This window comes from Cellulophaga fucicola (genome assembly GCF_900119145.1).
Classification (GTDB): Bacteria; Bacteroidota; Bacteroidia; order Flavobacteriales; family Flavobacteriaceae; genus Cellulophaga; species Cellulophaga fucicola.
In genome coordinates, this window is record NZ_FPIY01000003.1 from 162,299 (window position 1) to 183,365 (window position 21,067).

12 protein-coding genes are annotated in these 21,067 nt (G+C 33.9%); 10 read left to right on the forward strand and 2 right to left on the reverse strand.

Translation table 11 applies throughout. The features are described from left to right. Positions 1-419 precede the first annotated feature (419 nt). Positions 420-1,331, reverse strand: a complete 912-nt coding sequence (locus BT107_RS11440; protein WP_244543120.1) for an AraC family transcriptional regulator — start codon at positions 1,329-1,331, stop codon at positions 420-422. A 221-nt stretch (positions 1,332-1,552) separates the two neighbouring features. Here BT107_RS11440 and BT107_RS11445 point away from each other — a divergent pair, with 221 nt between their 5' ends. The 7 genes from BT107_RS11445 (at position 1,553) to BT107_RS11475 (ending at position 13,744) form a co-directional block, all read left to right on the forward strand. Then, a complete protein-coding gene (locus tag BT107_RS11445; protein WP_072303948.1) occupies positions 1,553-4,636 on the forward strand; it encodes a SusC/RagA family TonB-linked outer membrane protein in 3,084 nt (1,027 codons plus the stop codon). A gap of 16 nt (positions 4,637-4,652) precedes the next feature. Next, on the forward strand, positions 4,653-6,188 hold the full coding sequence (locus BT107_RS11450; protein WP_244543121.1) for a RagB/SusD family nutrient uptake outer membrane protein: 1,536 nt from the start codon (positions 4,653-4,655) through the stop codon (positions 6,186-6,188). An 11-nt stretch (positions 6,189-6,199) separates the two neighbouring features. After that, a complete protein-coding gene (locus BT107_RS11455) occupies positions 6,200-7,867 on the forward strand; it encodes a hypothetical protein (protein ID WP_072303950.1) in 1,668 nt (555 codons plus the stop codon). A gap of 73 nt (positions 7,868-7,940) precedes the next feature. Beyond that, positions 7,941-9,458 (forward strand): glycoside hydrolase family protein, encoded by a 1,518-nt coding sequence (locus BT107_RS11460; protein ID WP_072303951.1) that lies wholly within the window; start codon positions 7,941-7,943, stop codon positions 9,456-9,458. Positions 9,459-9,519: 61 nt separating this feature from the next. Continuing rightward, positions 9,520-10,566: a glycoside hydrolase family 130 protein gene (locus tag BT107_RS11465; protein WP_029450091.1), complete on the forward strand. Its 1,047-nt coding sequence runs from the start codon at positions 9,520-9,522 to the stop codon at positions 10,564-10,566. Then, the gene (locus BT107_RS11470) at positions 10,559-12,103 is read left to right on the forward strand and encodes a hypothetical protein (protein WP_072303952.1); all 1,545 of its coding nucleotides are present in this window, start codon (positions 10,559-10,561) and stop codon (positions 12,101-12,103) included. The genes BT107_RS11465 and BT107_RS11470 overlap by 8 nt, the downstream gene beginning before the upstream one ends. 3 nt (positions 12,104-12,106) lie before the next feature. Then, positions 12,107-13,744: a sodium:solute symporter gene (locus BT107_RS11475; RefSeq protein ID WP_072303953.1), complete on the forward strand. Its 1,638-nt coding sequence runs from the start codon at positions 12,107-12,109 to the stop codon at positions 13,742-13,744. Positions 13,745-13,819: 75 nt separating this feature from the next. Here the strand turns inward: BT107_RS11475 and BT107_RS11480 are convergent, their stop codons facing one another. After that, positions 13,820-14,971: a response regulator gene (locus tag BT107_RS11480; RefSeq protein WP_072303954.1), complete on the reverse strand. Its 1,152-nt coding sequence runs from the start codon at positions 14,969-14,971 to the stop codon at positions 13,820-13,822. A 217-nt stretch (positions 14,972-15,188) separates the two neighbouring features. Between BT107_RS11480 and BT107_RS11485 the strand changes: the two genes are divergently transcribed. From BT107_RS11485 to BT107_RS11495, 3 genes are read left to right on the forward strand one after another with little or no spacing between them, the layout of a single operon-like run. Beyond that, on the forward strand, positions 15,189-18,275 hold the full coding sequence (locus tag BT107_RS11485) for a hypothetical protein (protein WP_072303955.1): 3,087 nt from the start codon (positions 15,189-15,191) through the stop codon (positions 18,273-18,275). Between the two features lie 3 nt (positions 18,276-18,278). Beyond that, entirely contained in the window at positions 18,279-19,508 is a 1,230-nt protein-coding gene (locus BT107_RS11490; protein ID WP_084639224.1) for an Ig-like domain-containing protein, read from the forward strand. Next, positions 19,505-21,025, forward strand: a complete 1,521-nt coding sequence (locus BT107_RS11495; RefSeq protein WP_072303957.1) for a glycoside hydrolase family 2 TIM barrel-domain containing protein — start codon at positions 19,505-19,507, stop codon at positions 21,023-21,025. The genes BT107_RS11490 and BT107_RS11495 overlap by 4 nt, the downstream gene beginning before the upstream one ends. Positions 21,026-21,067: the final 42 nt, after the last annotated feature.

Sequence of the window (21,067 nt, forward strand, 5' to 3'; positions counted from 1 at the left end):
TACTGCGAATCATCAATAAAATTAATGAACTGACCGAGCGGAGCGACCGATGAATTCCTATAAAAAAACAATAGTAAATATATGAATAAAGCAATTACTCACGCCATAGTTATTTTTTTTGGTGTTCATGAAGCTCATTCTTCGCTTTCACAACTACTAAACGTAAAACAATACTATAATTTACTAAAAAACATCAATAAATCAATAAACTGACCGAGCGGAGCAACCGATGAATTCCTATAAAAAACAATAACAAATATATGAATAAAGCAATTACTCACTTTACATCTATTTTTTTAAATGTGTTCGTGAAGCTCATTCTTCGCTTTCACAACTTGTAACAGCTACCAATAGTATTTTTTTTTACTGAAAACACCTATAAAATTAAAAGGTAGGACAACTAGTCGGCTTATAAAAAACTAATGCTTTGTTATTAACTTCTGTTGATCTCTAAAGTAACTAGGGGTATACCCCATTTTACGTTTAAAAGTTCTATTAAAGTTAGATATGTTATTAAACCCACTATCAAAACAAATTTCGTTTATAGAGCGTTCTGTTTCTATAAGCAACCTTGCCGCGTGCCCTAAACGCAAATCACTAACATAGTCAGAGAATGAAGAGTTTGTGCTTTTTTTAAAAAAGTGACTAAAGGCAGATTCAGACATATTAACCAAACTAGCAACATCTTTTAAAAGTATTTTCTGATGCAAATTCTCTTTAATATAATTGTTTACTTTTTCTATTCTACGGCTTTTATGTATGGTATAATAATCTACATAAGAATGAGATGCTAACATTTTAGTGTTGCGAGCAATAGACAAATCGTACAAGATTGATAAAAAATTAAGAAGTGAATCAAAATCCTGAGACTCGGATAAACGCAATATTTTAGGTTTTAATACAGCTAAAGTTTCTTTAGAAAACAAAATACCTCTTTTAGATTTTTCTAACAAGTCCCTAATAGGCAACATTAGCTTTCTTTTTAATGCCAATTCTGATAAAAACTTCTCATGAAACTGCACTGTTACAACATGTGCTTCTGTGTTTTCATCTACTCCTGTCCACGCGTGTGGTGTATTAGAACCTACCAATACCAAATCGCAATTTTCATACTCCTGTATAGAGTCTCCTATAATTCTTTTTCCAGATGAATTTAATACCAAGTTAAGCTCTAGCTCGGGATGAAAATGTATGGGAAAATCGAACTTAGCCGAGTGATGGTTTAATACAATGAAGAAATCATCTTCAGATATAGGCACTAATTCCCTTAAAATACGCGCTTCTTTATTCATAATAGTATCATAAGGTGTTTCATCAAAATTACGTCTCAATTATATTAAATTGTAAATAAAAAGCTACAATTATTATCAAATTAAATAAAAATAACTTAAAAAAACACTACAACGGACACTAATATTTCGTAAAAATATCACATTTTACCACCTAAATTCATATAAGTATCATTATTTAACATCATTTACAAAATCATTGTTAACGATATGTTATTCTTTTGTAAACAACTTAATTACTAACTAATTAAACTTATGAACTAATGAAATATAAATTTCAAAAAAGCATAATTTTTATTGTTTTCTTAATTTTAAGCTTCTCAGGAGTTGCGCAAATTAATGTAACCGGAACAGTAAAATCTAACGACGGAGTTCCTTTACTTGGTGTCACCATTATGGAAAAAGGTTCTGCCACAAACGGTGTAACAACAGATTTTGACGGAAACTTTTCTATTGACGTTAATAGCACTAAAGACCTACTTGTAGTTTCTTACATTGGCTTTGTTACTAAAACGATTTCGATACCAGAAAACAAGGTTGTAACTGTCCTCCTAGAAGAAGACCTGCAACAATTATCAGAAGTTGTTGTGGTTGGTTATGGATCTGTTAAAAAGAGTGATATTACCGGTTCTGTTACTTCGGTAGAAATGGACAACATACCCTCTAAACCGGCCAATTCTATTGATGGTTTGTTACAAGGACAGGTTGCTGGTGTGCAAGTAACAACACCGTCTGATAATCCTGGAGCCGGTGCAGTTATAAGAATTAGAGGTGGTAGTTCTTTACGCGGTGGTAATGATCCGCTTGTTGTGGTAGATGGCTTTCCTATTGGGTACGCAGGTGATTTAAAACAAATATCTCCGCAAGATATTGCTTCTATGGAAGTGCTTAAAGATGCTTCGGCTTCTGCAATATATGGCTCTAGAGGTGCCAATGGTGTAATTATGATTACAACAAAAAAAGGCGCTAAACATACTACAGAGGTTACCGTTTCTCAGCAAAATACCTACTCTAGCTTTACATCTGATTTGAATTTATGGAGAGATCCTGTATTAATGGCAGAATTAAGCAACGAGAGCAGAACTAACGGTGGTTTTACTCCAATTTACATTGGGGCTAAAGATGCAAATGGTGTGTATTACCCATCTGTAAGCGAACTTAAAAGCGGAGATTGGAAATACAACACTCGCTGGGACGATGTTGTTTTTCGCGACCCTGTATCTAACAACACTAACGTTGCTATACGTAGCCAAACAGACCGCACACAGTTTAGTTTAAGTACTACATATTATACTAACGAAGGTGTTTACATTAATAACGATTATGAAAAACTAAACATTAACTTAAATGTAATTCATAAAATATTTAATGACAAAGTTACTGTTGGCGGTAATGTTATATACTCTAAAGGAAACCAGAACAATAATAATGATTTAGCATATTGGCGTAATCCTATTTTTCCTATTTACCAAGATGGCAACCCAATTAACGACTACTTTTTAGCTGGCTCTCAAGATTACTCTCACCCTATTGCTTTAATAGAAAACAGGACTAATAAAAATAAATTTTTAGACTTTATAGGTTCTGCTTTTATAGAGATTGATTTTACAAAGACTTTAAAATTAAAAACTCAGGTTAACCATAAATACGGGCGTTCTATAACAGATTATTACAATCCAAAAATTTATACAGAAGACGGTACCTTTAACAATGGTTCTGGAGGTATAAACAACTGGGAAAATAGTGAAACTGTTGCAGAAACTTTTTTAACCTATAATGATACGTATAAAGAAAAGCACAACTTTACTGCAATGGCTGGTTTCTCTTACCAAGGGTACGAGGCTAGGACGTCTGACTTAAAAGCGTATGATTTTTTAAACGAATCTCTAGGCAATGGTAACCTTGGTGCTGGCAACCCAGAAAAGCAATCTGTTGCCAATAGCTTATCTGAAACCGTAATGTACTCGGGTATTGGTCGTTTAAACTATGGGTATGATGATAAATACCTAGCAACATTTACTGTGCGTACAGACGGTTCTTCTAAATTTGGAGAAAACAACCAATGGGCTATGTTCCCTTCTGGCGCATTAGCTTGGAAACTACACAAAGAAAGTTTTATAGACAACCTAAATGTTTTTGACGAGCTTAAGTTACGTGCTAGTTATGGTATATCTGGTAATCAAGGTATTTCTCCATACCTAATTAATAGTAGGTACGGACAAGACCAATACTATGTAAACGGTCGTTGGCAAACAACAATTGGCCCTGGCTACGTAGTTGGTCAAGATAGTCAAAGTGGTAAAAAAACGTGGGGAGGTATTCCTAATCCAGATTTAAAATGGGAAACTACAGAGCAGTTTAACATTGGTGCAGATTTTGCCTTTTTTAATAACAGATTAAAAGTTACTGCAGATTACTACAAAAAACATACATCAGATTTATTAAGAGAACGTTTGCTTTCTCCTTCTTCTTCTTACGATAAAATGTGGGTTAACGATGGTGAAATAGAAAACCAAGGAGCAGAAGTAACTCTAGATGGTACTATGGTTAATAAAGAAGATTGGGGATTAAACGGTATGTTTATTTTCTCTAGAAACAAAAACAAAGTGGTTAGCCTAGGAGATGCAGTATCATCTGGCCTAAATACTGATGCTTTAACAGGTATTAAATATGAGTTCTCTGGAAACCAAGTTGAAGCTTTCCGTTCTATACCAAACATCTTAGCTGTTGGGCAACCAATAAATGTGTTCTACGGTTATAAAGTAGATGGTATTGTACAGTCTGAAGCCGAAGGTTTAGCTGCCGGCTTAAACGGAGATTTAGCACAACCAGGAGAATTTAAATATGTAGATTTAAATGAAGACGGAGTTATAGATGAAGATGACCGTGCAATAATTGGTAATCCTAATCCAGATTTTACTGCAAGTTTAAATCTTAATGGTCGTTATAAGAATTTTGATGTATCTCTTTTCTTTAACGGTAGTTTTGGTCAAGATATTTTTAACACCAAAGCATTTAGTGAGCCTAGCAACACACCTTTACGTTGGACACAGGATAATAATACCAACAACTATCCTAGTTTAAGAGATGGACGCACACTTTATATGTCTGACTACTTTATAGAAAAAGGAAGCTTTGTACGCCTACAAAACGTATCTATTGGTTATAACATAAAAGATTTAAAAACGGCTTGGTTTAAAAAAGGTAGAATTTTTATGAACGGAACCAACCTATTCACCATAACAGATTTTAAGGGTTATGATCCTGAATTAGGCGGAGATGGTATTTACTGGGGTGGTTACCCTAAGTTAAGAAACTGGACTTTAGGTGTAGAATTAACCTTTTAAAAAAAATTCAGCTACAATGAAAACATTTACAATAATAAACGAATTGAAAATGAAGCACTTTAAAAAATTAATAGTAGCGCTCGCTCTTGCTGCAGGTGTTACTTCTTGCGAAAGTCTAGATGTAGAACCTACTGGTTTTTATTCTGATGAAAACTTCTATAAAACAATAGAAGACGCAGAAGCATCTATTTTATATGCTTATGATGCACTTACACTTGTAAGTTATGCTCCTGTAACGTATTACTTTACAGAATTAGCATCAGACAACTGTAATGTAAAAGCAGACGAAGGTGCAGATGCGCAAGCATTTGTAAACTGGGAGATTACGGCTCAAAACCAATTATTAACACAATATTACAGATCTATTTACATTGCTGTAAATCGTGCCAATGCTGTTATAGAAAACATAGAAGGCAAAGGGTTTAATCCAGAAGACGAAAAACGCATTTTAGGTGAGGCCTTATTCTTAAGGGCTTATAACCATTTTAATGCCGTAAAAGCATTTGGTTTAGCGCCATTACAAAAATCTCTTATAGATAAGCTAGACGAAACAACAGCTACACTACCTGCAGATATGCAAGAGGTTTATGCCTTTTTAATAGACGATTTAACTAGAGCTATAGACAATTTAGAGGTAAACAGAGTTACTGGTCGTGCAGATAAAGTTGCTGCACAGGCATTACTTTCTAAAGTGTACTTATTTGCTGCTTCTGCCAAAGAAAGTGGTGTCCCTAAGTACAATGCTATTACAGAAAGTGTAGATAATTTATATGCTAAAGCTGCTGAGTATGCAGGTATGGTTCTAAATAATCAAGGGGAATATAGTCACGATACGGATCTTCAAAACATTTATAATATTGACTCTCCTAACGGACCTGAGCATATTTTTATATTATCGTTAGACAGGTCTGGTACGCAAGAAGGAGATTACTCTAAACTATCTAAATACTTTATTCCTTATATAGATGGTGCAACAGTATATCTAAAAAACACAGATGGTACATTTTCTCCAACACATGATGGGTGGAGTGTTTTTCAAACCTCAGATAAATTGTTCTCTTCTTATGCTGCAGATGACAAACGTAAAACCGATTTATTTGTTTCAGAAATATACGATCAAGATGAGGTAGCTATAGGTTCTGTTGCAGATGGCACTGTAATTTATCCTTTTACAAGAAAATACATAGATCCTTTATTTGAGGGTGATAAAACAAGTACAAGACCATACTTAATTCGTTATTCAGACATACAGTTGGTATATGCAGAAGCTACTGCCAATGCAGATGGTTTAGCACAATACAACCAAATTAGAAATAGGGCCAATGCTACAGAGTTAGCTAGTATTGGTGGTTTATCTAAAGTAGATTTTAGAAAACTAATTGTAGAAGAACGCCAAAGAGAACTTGCTTATGAAGGAGACCGCCTATGGGACCTTAGACGCACAAATACAGTGCAAAGCAATGTAACCAATGCCGCTGGTTTATCTCCAGAAGCAGTTGCTTTTTATCCTATTCCACAACGTGAGATCGATTTAAATCCTAACATCAACTAAACTAAAGCGTAATGAAAAAATTATATAACATATACTTTATAGTACTGGCATTGTTTTTTGTTGCTTGTACAGAAAACCCTCTTGAAGATGTAGAGGGCACAGATTGGCAAAAAGAACGTAATGTGGTTTCTATTTTAGTCGAAGGTCAAATAGGTACAGCTATTATAGAGCGTAATTTTGATGATGCAAAAATTAAAATATATGCTAAAGTTGAGAACATAGCTGACTTAGCAAATGTAGAAATTAAAAACATCGCGTTTTCATACGGAGCTAGCTCTGCAAATGAGAAAGGCACAACCTTAGATTTAAGCAGCGGTACAGCTACAATTGCTGTTGCATCTGGCGCAGGAGAAAGCTTAAACTGGGAGGTTTCTTTATTACCTTTTAAATCTGACTTAGAAGGTACTTGGTATATTGGTGATGTGCGTATGTATTGTGATATGTTTACTAACGAAAGTTGGGGCTGGGAAAAGAATGAAAGTATGTTTAGTTACTTAGCAGAATTAAACCCTGAGTTAGACAACAAAATTACTTTTACTGTGGAAGGTGCAGATGCTAAAGGAAATCCTTTTGGCAAGTATGAACATAACGTTGGTGATGATGGTGCTTATGGCAGCTATACAGATGCTAACAAAGGATGGGACTTTAATTCTAGATTCAGAAAAATACCAACAGGGAATGGTACTTGGCTGCGCGACTTTGAACGTAATAAGGTAATTATTACTGATGCTAATAAAGTTGAACACGAACTAGATTTAGAACTACTTACTGCAACTAACGAGGTTAATTTAAAAACTGAAGTTCCTTACCTAGCTGAAAACTTTAGTTGGACAGATACGGATTGGAGTTATGAAGAACTAGCGCATATGTCTAAATTAACTTGGTATACGTTGACTAAAGAGCGTGTGTTACAAACAGGTAATAGTATTACAGGCCTAACGGTTAAAGATCAAGATGGTGATACGCAAATAGATGGCGACACTAAAGAAATTACAGTTACTATTTTAGATAATGGCGCAAATTTAGCAGCCATAGAACTTACTAGTTTAAACCTGTCTTACGCTGCAACTACAGATAGTAGTGTTGGTAGCACTTTAGATTTTTCAACGGCAAATACTACTACAATAAATGTTACTTCAGAAACTGGAGAAAGTGCAAGCTGGACCGTAAAAATTGTAGTTAAATCTGATTTAGATGGCACCTATTCTAACCCATCATCTTTAATCTATGTAAACCAAGAGTACGGTAGTGATTACAGTAAAAATATTAGCGATGATTTTACAAGCGCTAATTTAGAATTTGATAACGAAATTGTTATTGTAAGCGAAGGCTACAATGGCGACAGACCTAACGGAAAAATAACAAATAACGCTGGCGCGGATGGCGTGTACGGAGATTACAACCACGTAGATGCGGATGTAGACTTAAATTCTAAGCTTAGACATTTGTTACCTGCTGGCGAATCTTACTTTGAGATAGATTTAGTTACAAATACAATGTACATAGGCTCTTCTAAAGACGACCTTACCTCAGAAGCTAAAATGTTGGCTACAGACACAGGAATTACACTTCAGTTTACACTTGCTTACAGAGAGCTAGAGCCCAATTGGAACTACGGTAATTATGATAATTATATGTGTTGGACCTACCAATACGAAATTAATTTAGACAAGCAATAGATCGCTAAATAATAGTGCAGTCACTTGTGAAAAATCTGATATCACAAGTGGCTCACAATCAAAAAAATATAATATGAAACTAAAAAATATTTTTGCCACTGTATTACCAATGTTACTTATTGCAGCAAGTTGCGATGATGATGAACCAGCATTTACTTCCCTAGAAAAAAATAGAGAAGTAACAATTACAGAAGAACTAGTTTCTACAAACTTTGTGGGTAACGGTGCACAATGGGGAGGTTATGAAATAACACCAACTTGGCTAGGAACAGAAACACTTAGTGATGCGGATTGGAATACTTTATTTAATCGTATAGATTTTATGCGCCCTCCGTTTTTAAGAATTGTGACAAATCCTGCTTGGTCTTATGACAATAATGGTACGTATGACGAGACAACAAAAACGGTTTCGCTTTTTAAAATGTTGGACTACGCAAAAGACCGCGATATAGAAATTACGTTTGGCGAATGGGGACATAGTTCTACTGATGATATTAGCACTATAGATATGGGTTGGATTGAAAACTCTGTAAAATTTTTAAATCATTTGGTAAACGAAAAAGGCTATACAAACATTAAAACAATAAACATTATTAATGAGCCTAATGGCGACTGGTCTAGTACTAAAGGAGATTACAACATTTGGAAAAATGTACAACTAGCGTATTTAGAAGAAATGAAAAAGTACAGCTTGGCAGATCTAAAAGTTATGGGGCCAGATATTGCAGTTTTTAATACCGCTAGCCAAACAGATTGGTTTACAAAAACGGAAGCAGATTTAGGAGATAATGTTGGTTTATATGACATTCACGTATACCCGCAACAGCAATTAATTCGTAATGGAGAATTTGCTCAAATGCTTAGAGCTTATAAAAAAGAAACTCCTGCAGACAAGCGTATTGTGTTAGGTGAAATAGGTTTTAAATACACAGAAGTAGATGCGCAATTAAAGTTAGAAAACGAAGAAGCAATTGCAAACGACCCCTATGCTGGAGAAGATTCTAATATGATGATTTACAAAGCATTTTACGGTATAGATATGGCCGATGCTTTAATACAAGCAATGAGAGAAGGCTACTCTGGCTCTTTAGTTTGGAATATGGATGACGCTATGTACAACAGTCCAGACAATGGAGATTACCAATCTGATAAATTAAAACGTTGGGGATTCTGGAACATCTTAGGAGAAGAGCACACGGGTAATGCTGCAGATGAAGCTATAAGACCATACTTCTACCCTGTTTCTTTATTAACACGTTTTTTTCCTGCTGGCAGTGATATTTATAACGTAGAACTACCTAATAAAAAAGGATTACGTGCCGTAGTAGGTACATACAATGGCAAACAAACAATTGCTATTGTAAACTCTCATTACAGTACTTATGAGCTTAATTTAAAATCTGGTTTTATAGGCAGTATTACAGCAAATAAATACAGTTACAAGTCCAATGCAGATGGCTCTTTTGTTGGCGAAGTAGACGAAAATGGTTTTGCTACACCAATGGAAAATAACCTAGAACTAAACTTTAAAGACGGTGTAAAAATGACGCTAGAAGGTGAGTCTTTTGTATTATTTACGAATATGGAGTAATCTATAAATTCAAGCATTAAATCAATCAACATAATTTACAAATAAGGAAATAAAAATTAGAATGAATACTGTAGAAGAAAACAAAACAGGATTATTACGCCTAATAAAAAACGAAAACAACCCAGTTTTAAGTCCAAATCCAGAAAACGACTGGGAAAGCTTAGTAGTATGCAACCCTGGAGTTTGGTATGAAGAAGGTACTTTTTATATGCTATATAGAGCTGCTGGTAACGACAAAGAACATCAAATACGTTTTGGTTTAGCCACTAGTACAGATGGTATTAATTTTACACGTACTTCTAACAAACCAGCTTTTAGTCCAAGTATAGATGGTCCTGATATGGGCGCAGTAGAAGACCCTAGAATTGTAAAATTTGGAGACGAATTTTACATTACTTACGCCTACAGACCTCATCCCCCAGGACAATACTGGAACTTTGACCACGATGAAATTTTATTGCCAGATTGTGATAAAGATGCACCTTTGGTTTTAAAAAATAACATTGCAAACTCGGGCTTACTTTTAACCAAAGACTTTAAAGAATACAGACGTTTAGGTAGAATTACACAGAGTAACTTAGACGATAGAGATGTTATTATTTTTCCTGAAAAAATAAATGGGAAATTCGCAATGCTACACAGACCAAAAGAATGGATTGGTGAAGAATACGGTTGCGACAAGCCTTCTATCTGGCTTCGTTTTTCTGATGACTTAATGGTTTGGGAAGAACCAAGCACATTATTGTTAGCAGGTATAAATGGCACTTGGGAAGAAAAAATTGGAGGTAGTACTCCTCCTTTAAAAACCAAAGATGGGTGGCTAATTATATACCATGGTGTAGAAAATGGCGGACTAGGATATTACCGTGTTGGTGCGGCTCTTTTAGATTTAGAAGACCCAACAATTGTAAAATCTAGATTAACCAATTGGATTATGGAACCAGAGCACGATTATGAAATTGATGGCTTTTACAAGGGTTGTGTTTTTCCAACAGGAAATATGATTATTGATGATACTTTATATGTATATTATGGTGCTGCAGACAGGTATGTAGGTCTTGCAACTTGTAATATTGATGAATTATTAAACGAATTAAAGAATGCTTAATAAGCAACTATTTAACTACATTTTACTTCTTCTTTTTTTACCGCTAGCATCTTGCCAAACGGTAAAAAAGGAGGAATTAGTTAAAATTGAAGCCAATACCATTATTTCTGATGAATTTATTGGCAACGGAGTGGAGTGGTCTGCGTACCCACACGCAGATGCAGATGACGCAGAATGGGGCTTACTAATGACTGATAAAAAATGGGAAACCGTTTTTAAAAGGTTAGATTATATGAAACCCCAAATAGTACGTGTTCTAGACCAAGCAAATTGGAGGTATCTAGAAGGCATAGATACAAAAGGAGAACCTATACTAAATTTTGAAAATCAGGAAATGTACGCTTTATACAAGCTGCTAGACTATTGTCAAAAAAACGACATAAAAGTTATACTTGGTGAATGGGGACAACCATACAAAGTACATGATACGCATTTAAAAATGCAAAATACCTTTACTGGTGCTACAGATCCAAAATGGCTAAATAGCATTGCACAACACGTAGATTATCTAATAAACAAAAAGGGCTATAGCTGTATTAAATATTACAATTTAGTAAACGAACCTAATGGTTATTGGTCTTCTATAGATGGTAATTGGGACGAGTGGAAACTTGGAGTTAAAAAGTTAGATAGTGCTTTTGTATCTAAAAAGCTTAAAACACCAGTGCACGTAATAGGTCCAGACGCTACGCCTTTTAACAATGATAAATCTAAGTATACTGGTGCAGAGTGGGCAAAGGAATCTGTTTTGCAATTAAACGATGTTTTAGCAGCTTACGATGTGCATGATTACCCTACTAAAGAATTTGTGCGTTCTGGTGATTTTGAAAAACACTATACAGCTATGATATCTTTTGCTGATAGCGTTGCTAGAAAGCCTTTTATTTTAGGAGAAATAGGGTTTGAAAAATACGTAGACGATAATATAAAAAGGTACGAAGCAGATCCGTTTGCAAGTCCAGATAGTCAATTATCAATTTATGATTATGACTATGGTGTAGATATGGCAGATGTTCTAATACAGTCTATGAATAGTGGTTTTGATGCTGTTATTGCTTGGGGATTAGATGATGCTATGCATACCAATGGTGATACCGGAGAAAAAAATCAGCTTAAGAAATGGGGAATGTGGAATATTCTTGGCAAAGAACTAACTGGTGATGCCAAAGAAGAAAACATAAGGCCTTGGTTTTATACGTGGTCTATTTTAACAAGGTACTTTACAAACGATATGAAAATTGTAAAAACTACCGGATTAGATATACATAAAGTACGTATGGTTTCTGGCTGGTCTACAACAAATCACGTTACTTTTTCTGTGGTTAATAATAGTGATAAAGAAGCAACTTTTGCTTTAGACACAGAAAACTTAAAAAACAAAAGCTTTAAAAAATTTATATACAGTGAAAACAATAGACCTGTAGATAGCAACAATTTTCCTAAAGCGGTACAAAATAATTTAAGTTTTATGTCAAGATCAGAACAAATTACTATTCCTGCAAAAAGCGTATTACTTTACACAACCTACAACTATTAAATTATGAGTAACTTAAGTTATATAGACCTTACCGTTCTAGTTCTCTACATTGTTTTTATTATTTGGTGGGCTTTAAAAAACGGAAAAAGTAATAATTCTGACGACTATTTTTTAGCTGGCAGAAATTTAACTTGGCCAATGGTTGGGTTGTCATTATTTGCTGCTAGTGTATCTAGTTCTACCCTAATGGGGCATTCTGGAGAAGGATTCATAAGTGGTATTGCAGTATTTAATTACAACTGGATATCGGTTTTAATAATGGTCTTTTTTGCAATGTTCTTTCTTCCGTTCTATATAAAATCTGGAATTTTTACAATGCCAGAATTTTTAGAGCGTAGGTTTGATGGCAAGTCCAGAACCTACTTCTCTTTTATTACCATTATAGGAAATGTTTTTTTAGATGCAGCCGCAACATTATATACTGGCGCGCTAATTATTAAAATGATTTTTCCGGAAGTAGAAATTATCTGGATTATTATAGGGATGGCTGCCGTTGCTGGTAGTTATACTATTATTGGCGGGTTATCATCTGCCATTAATGCAGATATGATACAAGCCGCTGTTTTAATTATTGGTTCTTCAATTTTATCGTTCTACGCTATTAGTAGTATTGGCGGATGGGAATCTTTCGTAGATAAATTTAACGATGGCGTTTGGTTAAAATTAACCAGACCTCTAGATGACCCAACAGTGCCTTGGCTAGGAATGTGGGTTGGTATACCTATTCTAGGTTTTTACTTTTGGGCTAACAATCAAGTTATGGTACAACGTGTGTTGTCTGCAAAATCTATAGACCACGGAAGAAAAGGTGTGTTGTTAGTGGGGTTTTTGTATCTATTTACGTTGTTTATTTTTATAATTCCGGGATTAATCGCTCGTGGCATAAACCTTTTTGGAGTAGAGAATTTGCCGCATGAATTAATAAGTGGCATCGATTTAAAAGAAAAATACGGTATAAATACAGATCAGGTGTACCCAAGGCTTATTGTTAAGTTATTGCCCGTTGGCCTTATTGGTATTATTTTGTCGGCAATGATTTCTGCATTAACATCTACACTAAGTGCAACACTTAGTTCTGTGTCTACCCTATTTACTATGGATTTTTATAGTAAAATAGATAAGACAGCAAGTAGCACTAAAAAAGTAAGAGTAGGTAAAATTACAGCAATAGTGACTTTAATAATTGCTGTAATTTGGGCTCCATATATTCAAAGGTTTGATTCGCTTATTGCGTATTACCAAGAAATAGTTTCTTATTTAGCACCGCCCATTGTAGGTACATTTTTTATTGGTTTGTTCTGGAAGAGAGCCAATGCTAAAGGTGCTTTTAGCGGTCTTATGGCGGGTTTAGCTGTTGCCGCAACAATTATGACGTTAAAATATATATTAGGCGTTAAAATAGCTATTCACTTTTTGCTATTAGCACCTGTGTTACTAATTATAAGTTTGGTTGTTTCTGTAGTTGTTAGTTTAGCAACTGCGCCACCACCTGCAGATAAGGTTGCAGAAAATACGTGGACAAAGCAAATTTGGATAGACGAAACCAAAGAATTAAAAGGTATAGTTTGGTATAAGAATTTTAGAGTACAAGCTATTTTGTTAGTTATAGCCTGTTTTGTTATGTACGGCCTATTTTATTAAAAAAGCTGAGTTTAGTTAATTGAAAAAACCACACTATTACAGTGTGGTTTTTTTTAGTTAGAAGTAAACCTTAACCTAAACTTCATAACTTTTATTTCCGTAATGCATTTTAATTTGTGCTAATTGACCAACAATTTTTATAGAGTCTTTCATAGATAGTTTAGATCCATCTGCGTGTATCCATCTTTTTAGTGGCTGCTCACATATTAATTGTTGTACGTTATCTTTTCCGTACTTCTTTTTCATACGCATAAAGATCTCAACATCAAACAACCAACGTGTTATAAATTTTTTATTAAACATTGTAGTTGCTATTTCTCTGTCCATTATTTTAGCACCACATTGTGTATCTTTAAATGGCATTTTTAATATATTCTGAATAATAAGATTTATTGTTTTACTTATTATTTTACGAGCTGATTCTTTAGTAATATCTGCTCCCATTCTACTAATCCTAGATCCGCTTACTATTTTATACTCAGAGTTTTCTAATGTTTTTACCAACTCATCAAAATCTCTAAAATCTGTAGATAAATCTGCATCTAAATATCCTATATAATCAAACTGTGAATCTTTAGTTAAATGCAATACTCCCTGGCGTACAGCTTCTGCCTTACCTCCATTTTTTTCACAATTGTAGATGCTTATTGTATTCTCGTGTCCTTTTCTTAACTCTTCTAAAACCTCTAAAGTGTTATCTGTACTACCATCGTTTACAAAACATAAATGGTATCCTAGGTTTTTGCTCGCAAAATCTTTAAAAGCATCACTAGATAATCTATCTGCTTCATTATAACAAGGTATTACAACACCCACACAGTTTTTCTGTAGCATTTGTCCGCCTTGAACCTTAACCGTTTCCTTTGGTTGTCTTGGCACACCTACAATACGTTTTACACGAGCGGCAACCTCATCTAAGCTTACAGGCTTTTTCATATAATCATCTATACCAAGATTAAATCCGTCTAAAATAGTATCCTCATTAGTATTACCAGACATTACCATTATAGCAGTTTTAGATGTTTCTCTAATATGTTTTACCACATCTAGACCACTCATATCTGGCATATTAATATCTACTATAACAAGGTCTGGACTAAAAGAGTTAAAAATCTCTATTCCGGTTGCGCCAGAACTTGCAGTTTCTACTTGATATCCTAAATCAGTTAATTTTTTTTCAACAGAAAGTAAAATTAATTGTTGATCGTCGATTGCTAAAATTTTCATAGGTTAAGGTTTTTTTAATTTGGGTTAGAAAAAGTCTTTTATTACTGTCATTTTTCTTCTGCAAATATATAACGTAATACTATTTAAAAACTTGACTTTAAGGTCGGTAACCATTTACTGTAGATGAATGGTTTTTAAGCCGGGACAACACACATTATATATTATGCTACAATATGCCTATCTTTATCTTGTTATATATTCTTACAGGATTTAATTTATGAAGAGAACCAATATTTTATTAATATTAGCTCTTATTATAGGCATCGCTTTTCACGGTTCAAGTATTTTCTTTACCCTAGAGAATACTTATGATGCCCTTATTCATTTATTTTTTGCTGATCATTACGCTAATAGTTGGTTTGAGCCTTGGGATTTTCGTTGGTATACTGGCTTTACGGTACAAGCATACCCGCCACTGGTTCATCAACTAATTGCAATTTTATCATACATAGGTGGTTTAAAATTTGGAATGTTTTCCGTTGCCCTACTCGCCATTATCTTATTTATTACCGGTGCATACAGGTTTGGATTACTAATGACTGCCAATAGGCGTGTTGCTGGCTACACTGCATTACTCGCTGTATTTTCATCTACCTTTATAGAGACACTACATATTTTTGGACAATTACCTAGTATTATGGGGCTCTCCCTTTTACTACATAGCATCCCTGAGATTTATTTATGGATAAAAGAGGGTAAAATTAGATACTTAGTAACCAGTCTTTCTTTAATTGCTGTTACAGTAACATCTCATCATGTTACACCAATTTTCGGAATGGTATTCTTTATTTTTCCGCTTATTGGTATGGTGGTTATGGATACCGCAAGAGATACGGTAGACAAATCTAAAGACATTAATTTTAAAGTATTTTTAGCGGCCTTTAAAAAGCTTTTTTGGCGCATTGTAATCTTTGGCTTTTCATCGCTCTTACTAATTATATTTTGCATTTTACCGTACTGGATAAACTCTAAAAAAAATCCAATTACGCAGGTTCCTATACCGCATGGATCTAGAGATAACTTTTTAGAGGTGCTTTCTTCTGGGCTTGTATTTTTTATGATTCCTTGGGGGATTCTCTTGTTTATACTTCCGTACATTTTTTATAGATTTTATAGCAAAAGATATTTATTTTTTGGACTCTCTTTTTCTATGCTTCTTGTTTTAGGAACTGGTGGCACAACACCTATTCCATTAAAATTATTAGGAGAAACAGCTTTTAACATTTTAACCTTAGACCGCTTTACCCTTTGGGCTACTATTATGGCTTTGCCCATTTTTGGAGAATTTGCCTACCGAATGGTAGAAGGAGATTTAAAACAGAATTTACAAAAACGTTTTGGAGCTGTTTACCATAGAATTCTTGGCGGCTTTTTTATGGGTGGCATTCTCTTTATGGTAATTTTTACAATGAGCTTAGGATATTTTAGACCATCGCAACCAGACAAAATAAAAATGTTGCCCATTGTAAACTTCTTAAATCAAGATCAGCATGATCATTGGCGCTACTTAACTCTTGGCTTTGGAGACCAAATGGCGTGGCTGTCTGCACAAACAAAAGCAATGACGGTAGATGGTAATTACCATTCTGCAAGACGCTTACCAGAGCTTACAACACGAGCTATAGAACGATTAGAAAATTCTAAATTTAGGGGAGTAGAAGGCATTGGCTCTTTACAACAATTTTTAACCGTGCCGGAAAAATACAATTTAAAGTATATATTTTCTAACGATAAGTTTTACGACCCTATTTTATATTACTGCGGATGGCAAAGGTTGCAGCAACTAGAAAACGGTATTATGGTTTGGGAAAAACTAAATGTACCACCCATACCTGCCATTATACCTAAAGAAGATGTCTCTACCACTTTAAAAATAATGTGGAGCACCATACCTATATTAACTATTTTGTTTGCTTTTATTATAAACATACAATTGGTTTGGATACGTGTTTTAAAATCTAAAAAATTACCAGAACCGTCTTATCTAAAGTACAAACTTGTGTACAATAAGTTTTCTAGAAAATTAGTTACCGTAAATCATATCTGGGCAGTAATTGTATTGGTTTGTTTGGCCTACGGCGGATATTTATTTTACGCTAAAAATACCACTCAGTTAAATGCTAAAAATGTAGTTACAGCGTATTACGATGCTATAGATTTTAAAGAGTTTGAAAGAGCTTTTTCTTATTTAAATCCCGATGATGATGTAAGCCTATCTCAATATATGCTAGAGGTATCTGTAACAGATGGTATTTTAAGTTCGTATGCCAAGTTAGATTCTATAGGCATTTCTTTTGTAAGCAGAACCAAAACTAGTGCTAGAGTAAAAGTTGACACTAGGTGGATAACACCATTAGAAGCAGTTAACAAAACCTATTACCATACCGTAAAGAAAAGAAAAAACAAGTGGTATATAAGTCCGTCTAAAATTGATAATGACCTACCACCAGACCAATTATTTATAGATAACAATACTACCTTTTTTAATCATGGTAGGCGTAAAATTACAACAGAACAAACGCACCATGAAGATGTGTTAAAACAACCTATTTTAGAAATTTTAACTGCAAAGTTGGTAGAATATAATGGTAGATATAGCATTATTGGTCAACTACAAAACGTAGATAATGTTCCTTGTGATGTTGTTATAAAAGGCACACTTTACAATCAAAAAAATAAAGAACTAGCCAACTACAATGCTAAAGACAATATTAAGCACAAACTTATGCCAAAGGAGATTACCTCTTTTAAAATAAATTTTGAAGGTATAGCCTGGTCATCAACAAAAGACACATTGCCGCCAACATTTAACCCAGATGAGTTTACACCTATTAATTTAGAAGAAATACCAACTAAATTTAACTTGCAATGCGCAGGTAATGTTGCCAATACAGATTTATATAAAAAATTGTCTTTACAAGAGTTAAACTTTTCTAATGGCACAATGTCTGGCGCGTTATTTAATTCTGGTGTGCAAGAAGTTACCATACCACAGCTATTAATATCTTATTATGATGACGATAAAAAATTAGTCTGGGTAGATCATAATTTTTTAACCGAAGGCGTACGCATACAACGAAAACAGTCTTTTAACTATGACTTGTTAGACTTAGAGAATTTACATATTATTAATGATGATATGACAAACTGTTTTGTAAATGGTTCTCCAAATATTGAAATTGCAAAAAAAGTATTTCCCAATAGAAAAACAGAACATATAGCAGAACAATTACAGGGGCAAACAGGAAAAGGTTTTAGTTTTATTAAACTAGAGATTAATAGTTACATAGGAAATCCAAAATAAATTTTGAAGCACTATATATACATACTCGTTATACTTATATGCAGCTTTAGCTGCAGTAAAAGTGATGCTCCAAAAAAACAGGATACAAGTACTATAACATCTACACTAATAACTAAAAAAGATTCTTTTACAGCTGGTGACTCTATTGTATTAAAGTTTTCTTCAACCAAAGAAAATGAAGCTGTTTTAATAATAAAAAATGTATACGGAACTACGGTATTGCGCCCAAAGACAGACAAAGAAATATCGACCTATAAAATCCCTAATAGCTTTAGTAGTATTGCCAACAAAATACATTGGGAATTAATCTTAAATTCTAATAAACTAGCAACAGGTAGCATACAAATTACAACGGACACAACTAAAAAAACCAAGCTAGAAACATATTTAGGACCAAGAAGTATTATTGCTGGCGGTAATGATTTTTCTATGCTTGTTAATGTTCCTACAGATTGGTTAGATAACCCAATGTTAGATGATACTAAAGTGGCCATAAAACATCAATTTAAAAAAGAGATTACAATAGACACTTTAAGAGTAAAAAATTTAGTTGCCTGGACAACTATTTATTCTCCTAAAAAAACAGGGCGTATTTTAATTACCTCTTTATCTAGCGGTACCAAATCTAAAGAATTAACTTCTGTTATTTTGCCAGACAATGCATCTGACTTTACCATAGGTTATACTAGAAATCATAAATACGCAGATGGCAACCAAATTATTACGTTTACATCGTCTACCATAAAAGACAATCACGGCAACATAGTTAGTGATGGTACTTTGGTTTTATTCTCGGTAAAAAACAGTAATGGCATACAATTACAAACTAATGGCACCACTATTAATGGTGTTGCAAAAGCAAAATTATTACACCCAACAAAAAAAGAGTCTTGGGTAGTTACAGCATATGTTACTGGTGCAGCAAAAAGCAATAATTTGCCTGTAGATTTTGATGCTGCAATAGTAGACTACACAATTACTCTTTCTAAAGATAATAGAACTATAACTATTGGGCCAATAGAGAGTTTTATGCAACAATTGGTGCCAGACGGACTTGCCGTTAAAGCTACTATTTACGATGCTAATAAAATAGTCCTAAACACTAAAGAAACAACCACTTTAAAAGGGTTTGCAACATTTAATCTTGACAGTGATTTTTACAAATCTAACGACTACAATATAACAATTGAAGCCGCTGGCATTAAAAAAAATAAGACTCTACATTTAAGATGAAAAGAAACAGAAACATATACCGCATACTATTGCTTTTATCCTTTATAGGGTTAAACGCATTGCTGCTTTTTGGTATTAGCTCTATTTTATCTTATTTAAATACTGGTGCAGACAGGGCTTCTATTTTACACATAGAACAGAATTTTGAAGAAACATATACTCCTAAAATTACATGGAGTAATACAACTAACGAAGGCAGGCCTATAGAAGACCAGACTTTAAAAGCTGTAGAAAAAGATTATATAAGTGCTTGGAACGTTCGTAACCTAGCCTATACAACAAACGATATGTATGGTATTGAAGATTACTATACAGAAAGTGCTAGAAAAAAAATAAACAACACCCTAAAGTTAAATACCAAAAACGGAACAACTTTAAAGACTACGACCATAAAGCATAACCCAACTGTAAATTTTTACAGCACAGATGGTAAATTAATTGTATTTACAGATCGTAATGTAGAACAATACCAAGAAGTTTATAGCAATAAAGAATTGGTTGGCACATACCATATTGCTCCTAGCTACAAAGTTATGATGCTTTTAGAAGATGGTTTTTGGCGAATTAGACATTTGGTTGAAATAGAGTCTGAATCTAAAAAGAACAACACAAACCAAAGAGAAACTATAGATACAAAAAATATAAAAGGTATTAATTACTATCCCAAAAATACACCTTGGGATATGTATGGCAAAAAATACGATAGCACTGTTTTACAAAAAGATTTTGCTCTAATACAGCAAATGGGACTAAATACAATTCGGATTTTTGTGCCTTATGAAGACTTTGGCAAAGCCACTGTAGACCCAAAAAAATTAGCCCAACTAAAACAAACTCTAACTATTGCAGAACAGCATAATTTAAAAGTAATAGTTACTTTATTTGATTTTTATGGTAATTATGACATTCAAGATTGGACTTTAACCCATAGGCACGCAGAACAAATTGTAACGGCACTTAAAGATTATAACGCGTTACTTGCTTGGGACATTAAAAATGAACCCGATTTAGATTTTGAATCTCGTGGAAAAGAAAAGGTAACTGCGTGGCTTACACAAATGATAAAAAACATAAAAGAGTGGGACAGCAAAACAAATGTTACTATTGGCTGGTCTAGTACAGAAGGAGCAGAAAATTTAGTTGAAGAAGTAGATTTTGTGTCTTTTCATTATTACAAAAAACCAAAAGACTTTTTAGATGCTTATGCAGTTTTAAAAGAGAAGAGTAAAGGCAAGGATTTGGTTTTGCAAGAATACGGTTATTCTTCTTATAGTGGTTTTTGGAATTTTTACACCGGATCTAACAATGACCAAACCCAGTATTATAAAGAAATGCAAAGCTATGTAAAACAAGAAGATATACCTTTTATATTGTGGACTTTATATGACTTTGAAACTATACCAACTGCTGTGGTTGGTAGGTTACCTTGGCGTAAAAAACAACAACAATATTTTGGTTTATTAACTACAGAAGGCAAAGAAAAAGAGGCTATTTCTTTTATAAAAACAAAAAAATAAAGGGGGAAACAGCTAACCATACTGTTCCCCCCTTTGGGCTTA

Bases quoted from the DNA above. Each gene is read 5' to 3' on its own strand.
- BT107_RS11485 (WP_072303955.1), top strand. From the start codon at position 15,189: ATGAAGAGAACCAATATTTTATTAATATTAGCTCTTATTATAGGCATC.
- BT107_RS11480 (WP_072303954.1), bottom strand. From the start codon at position 14,971: ATGAAAATTTTAGCAATCGACGATCAACAATTAATTTTACTTTCTGTT.
- BT107_RS11460 (WP_072303951.1), top strand. From the start codon at position 7,941: ATGAAACTAAAAAATATTTTTGCCACTGTATTACCAATGTTACTTATT.
- BT107_RS11450 (WP_244543121.1), top strand. From the start codon at position 4,653: ATGAAAACATTTACAATAATAAACGAATTGAAAATGAAGCACTTTAAA.
- BT107_RS11475 (WP_072303953.1), top strand. From the start codon at position 12,107: ATGAGTAACTTAAGTTATATAGACCTTACCGTTCTAGTTCTCTACATT.
- BT107_RS11455 (WP_072303950.1), top strand. From the start codon at position 6,200: ATGAAAAAATTATATAACATATACTTTATAGTACTGGCATTGTTTTTT.
- BT107_RS11445 (WP_072303948.1), top strand. From the start codon at position 1,553: ATGAAATATAAATTTCAAAAAAGCATAATTTTTATTGTTTTCTTAATT.
- BT107_RS11495 (WP_072303957.1), top strand. From the start codon at position 19,505: ATGAAAAGAAACAGAAACATATACCGCATACTATTGCTTTTATCCTTT.
- BT107_RS11465 (WP_029450091.1), top strand. From the start codon at position 9,520: ATGAATACTGTAGAAGAAAACAAAACAGGATTATTACGCCTAATAAAA.
- BT107_RS11470 (WP_072303952.1), top strand. From the start codon at position 10,559: ATGCTTAATAAGCAACTATTTAACTACATTTTACTTCTTCTTTTTTTA.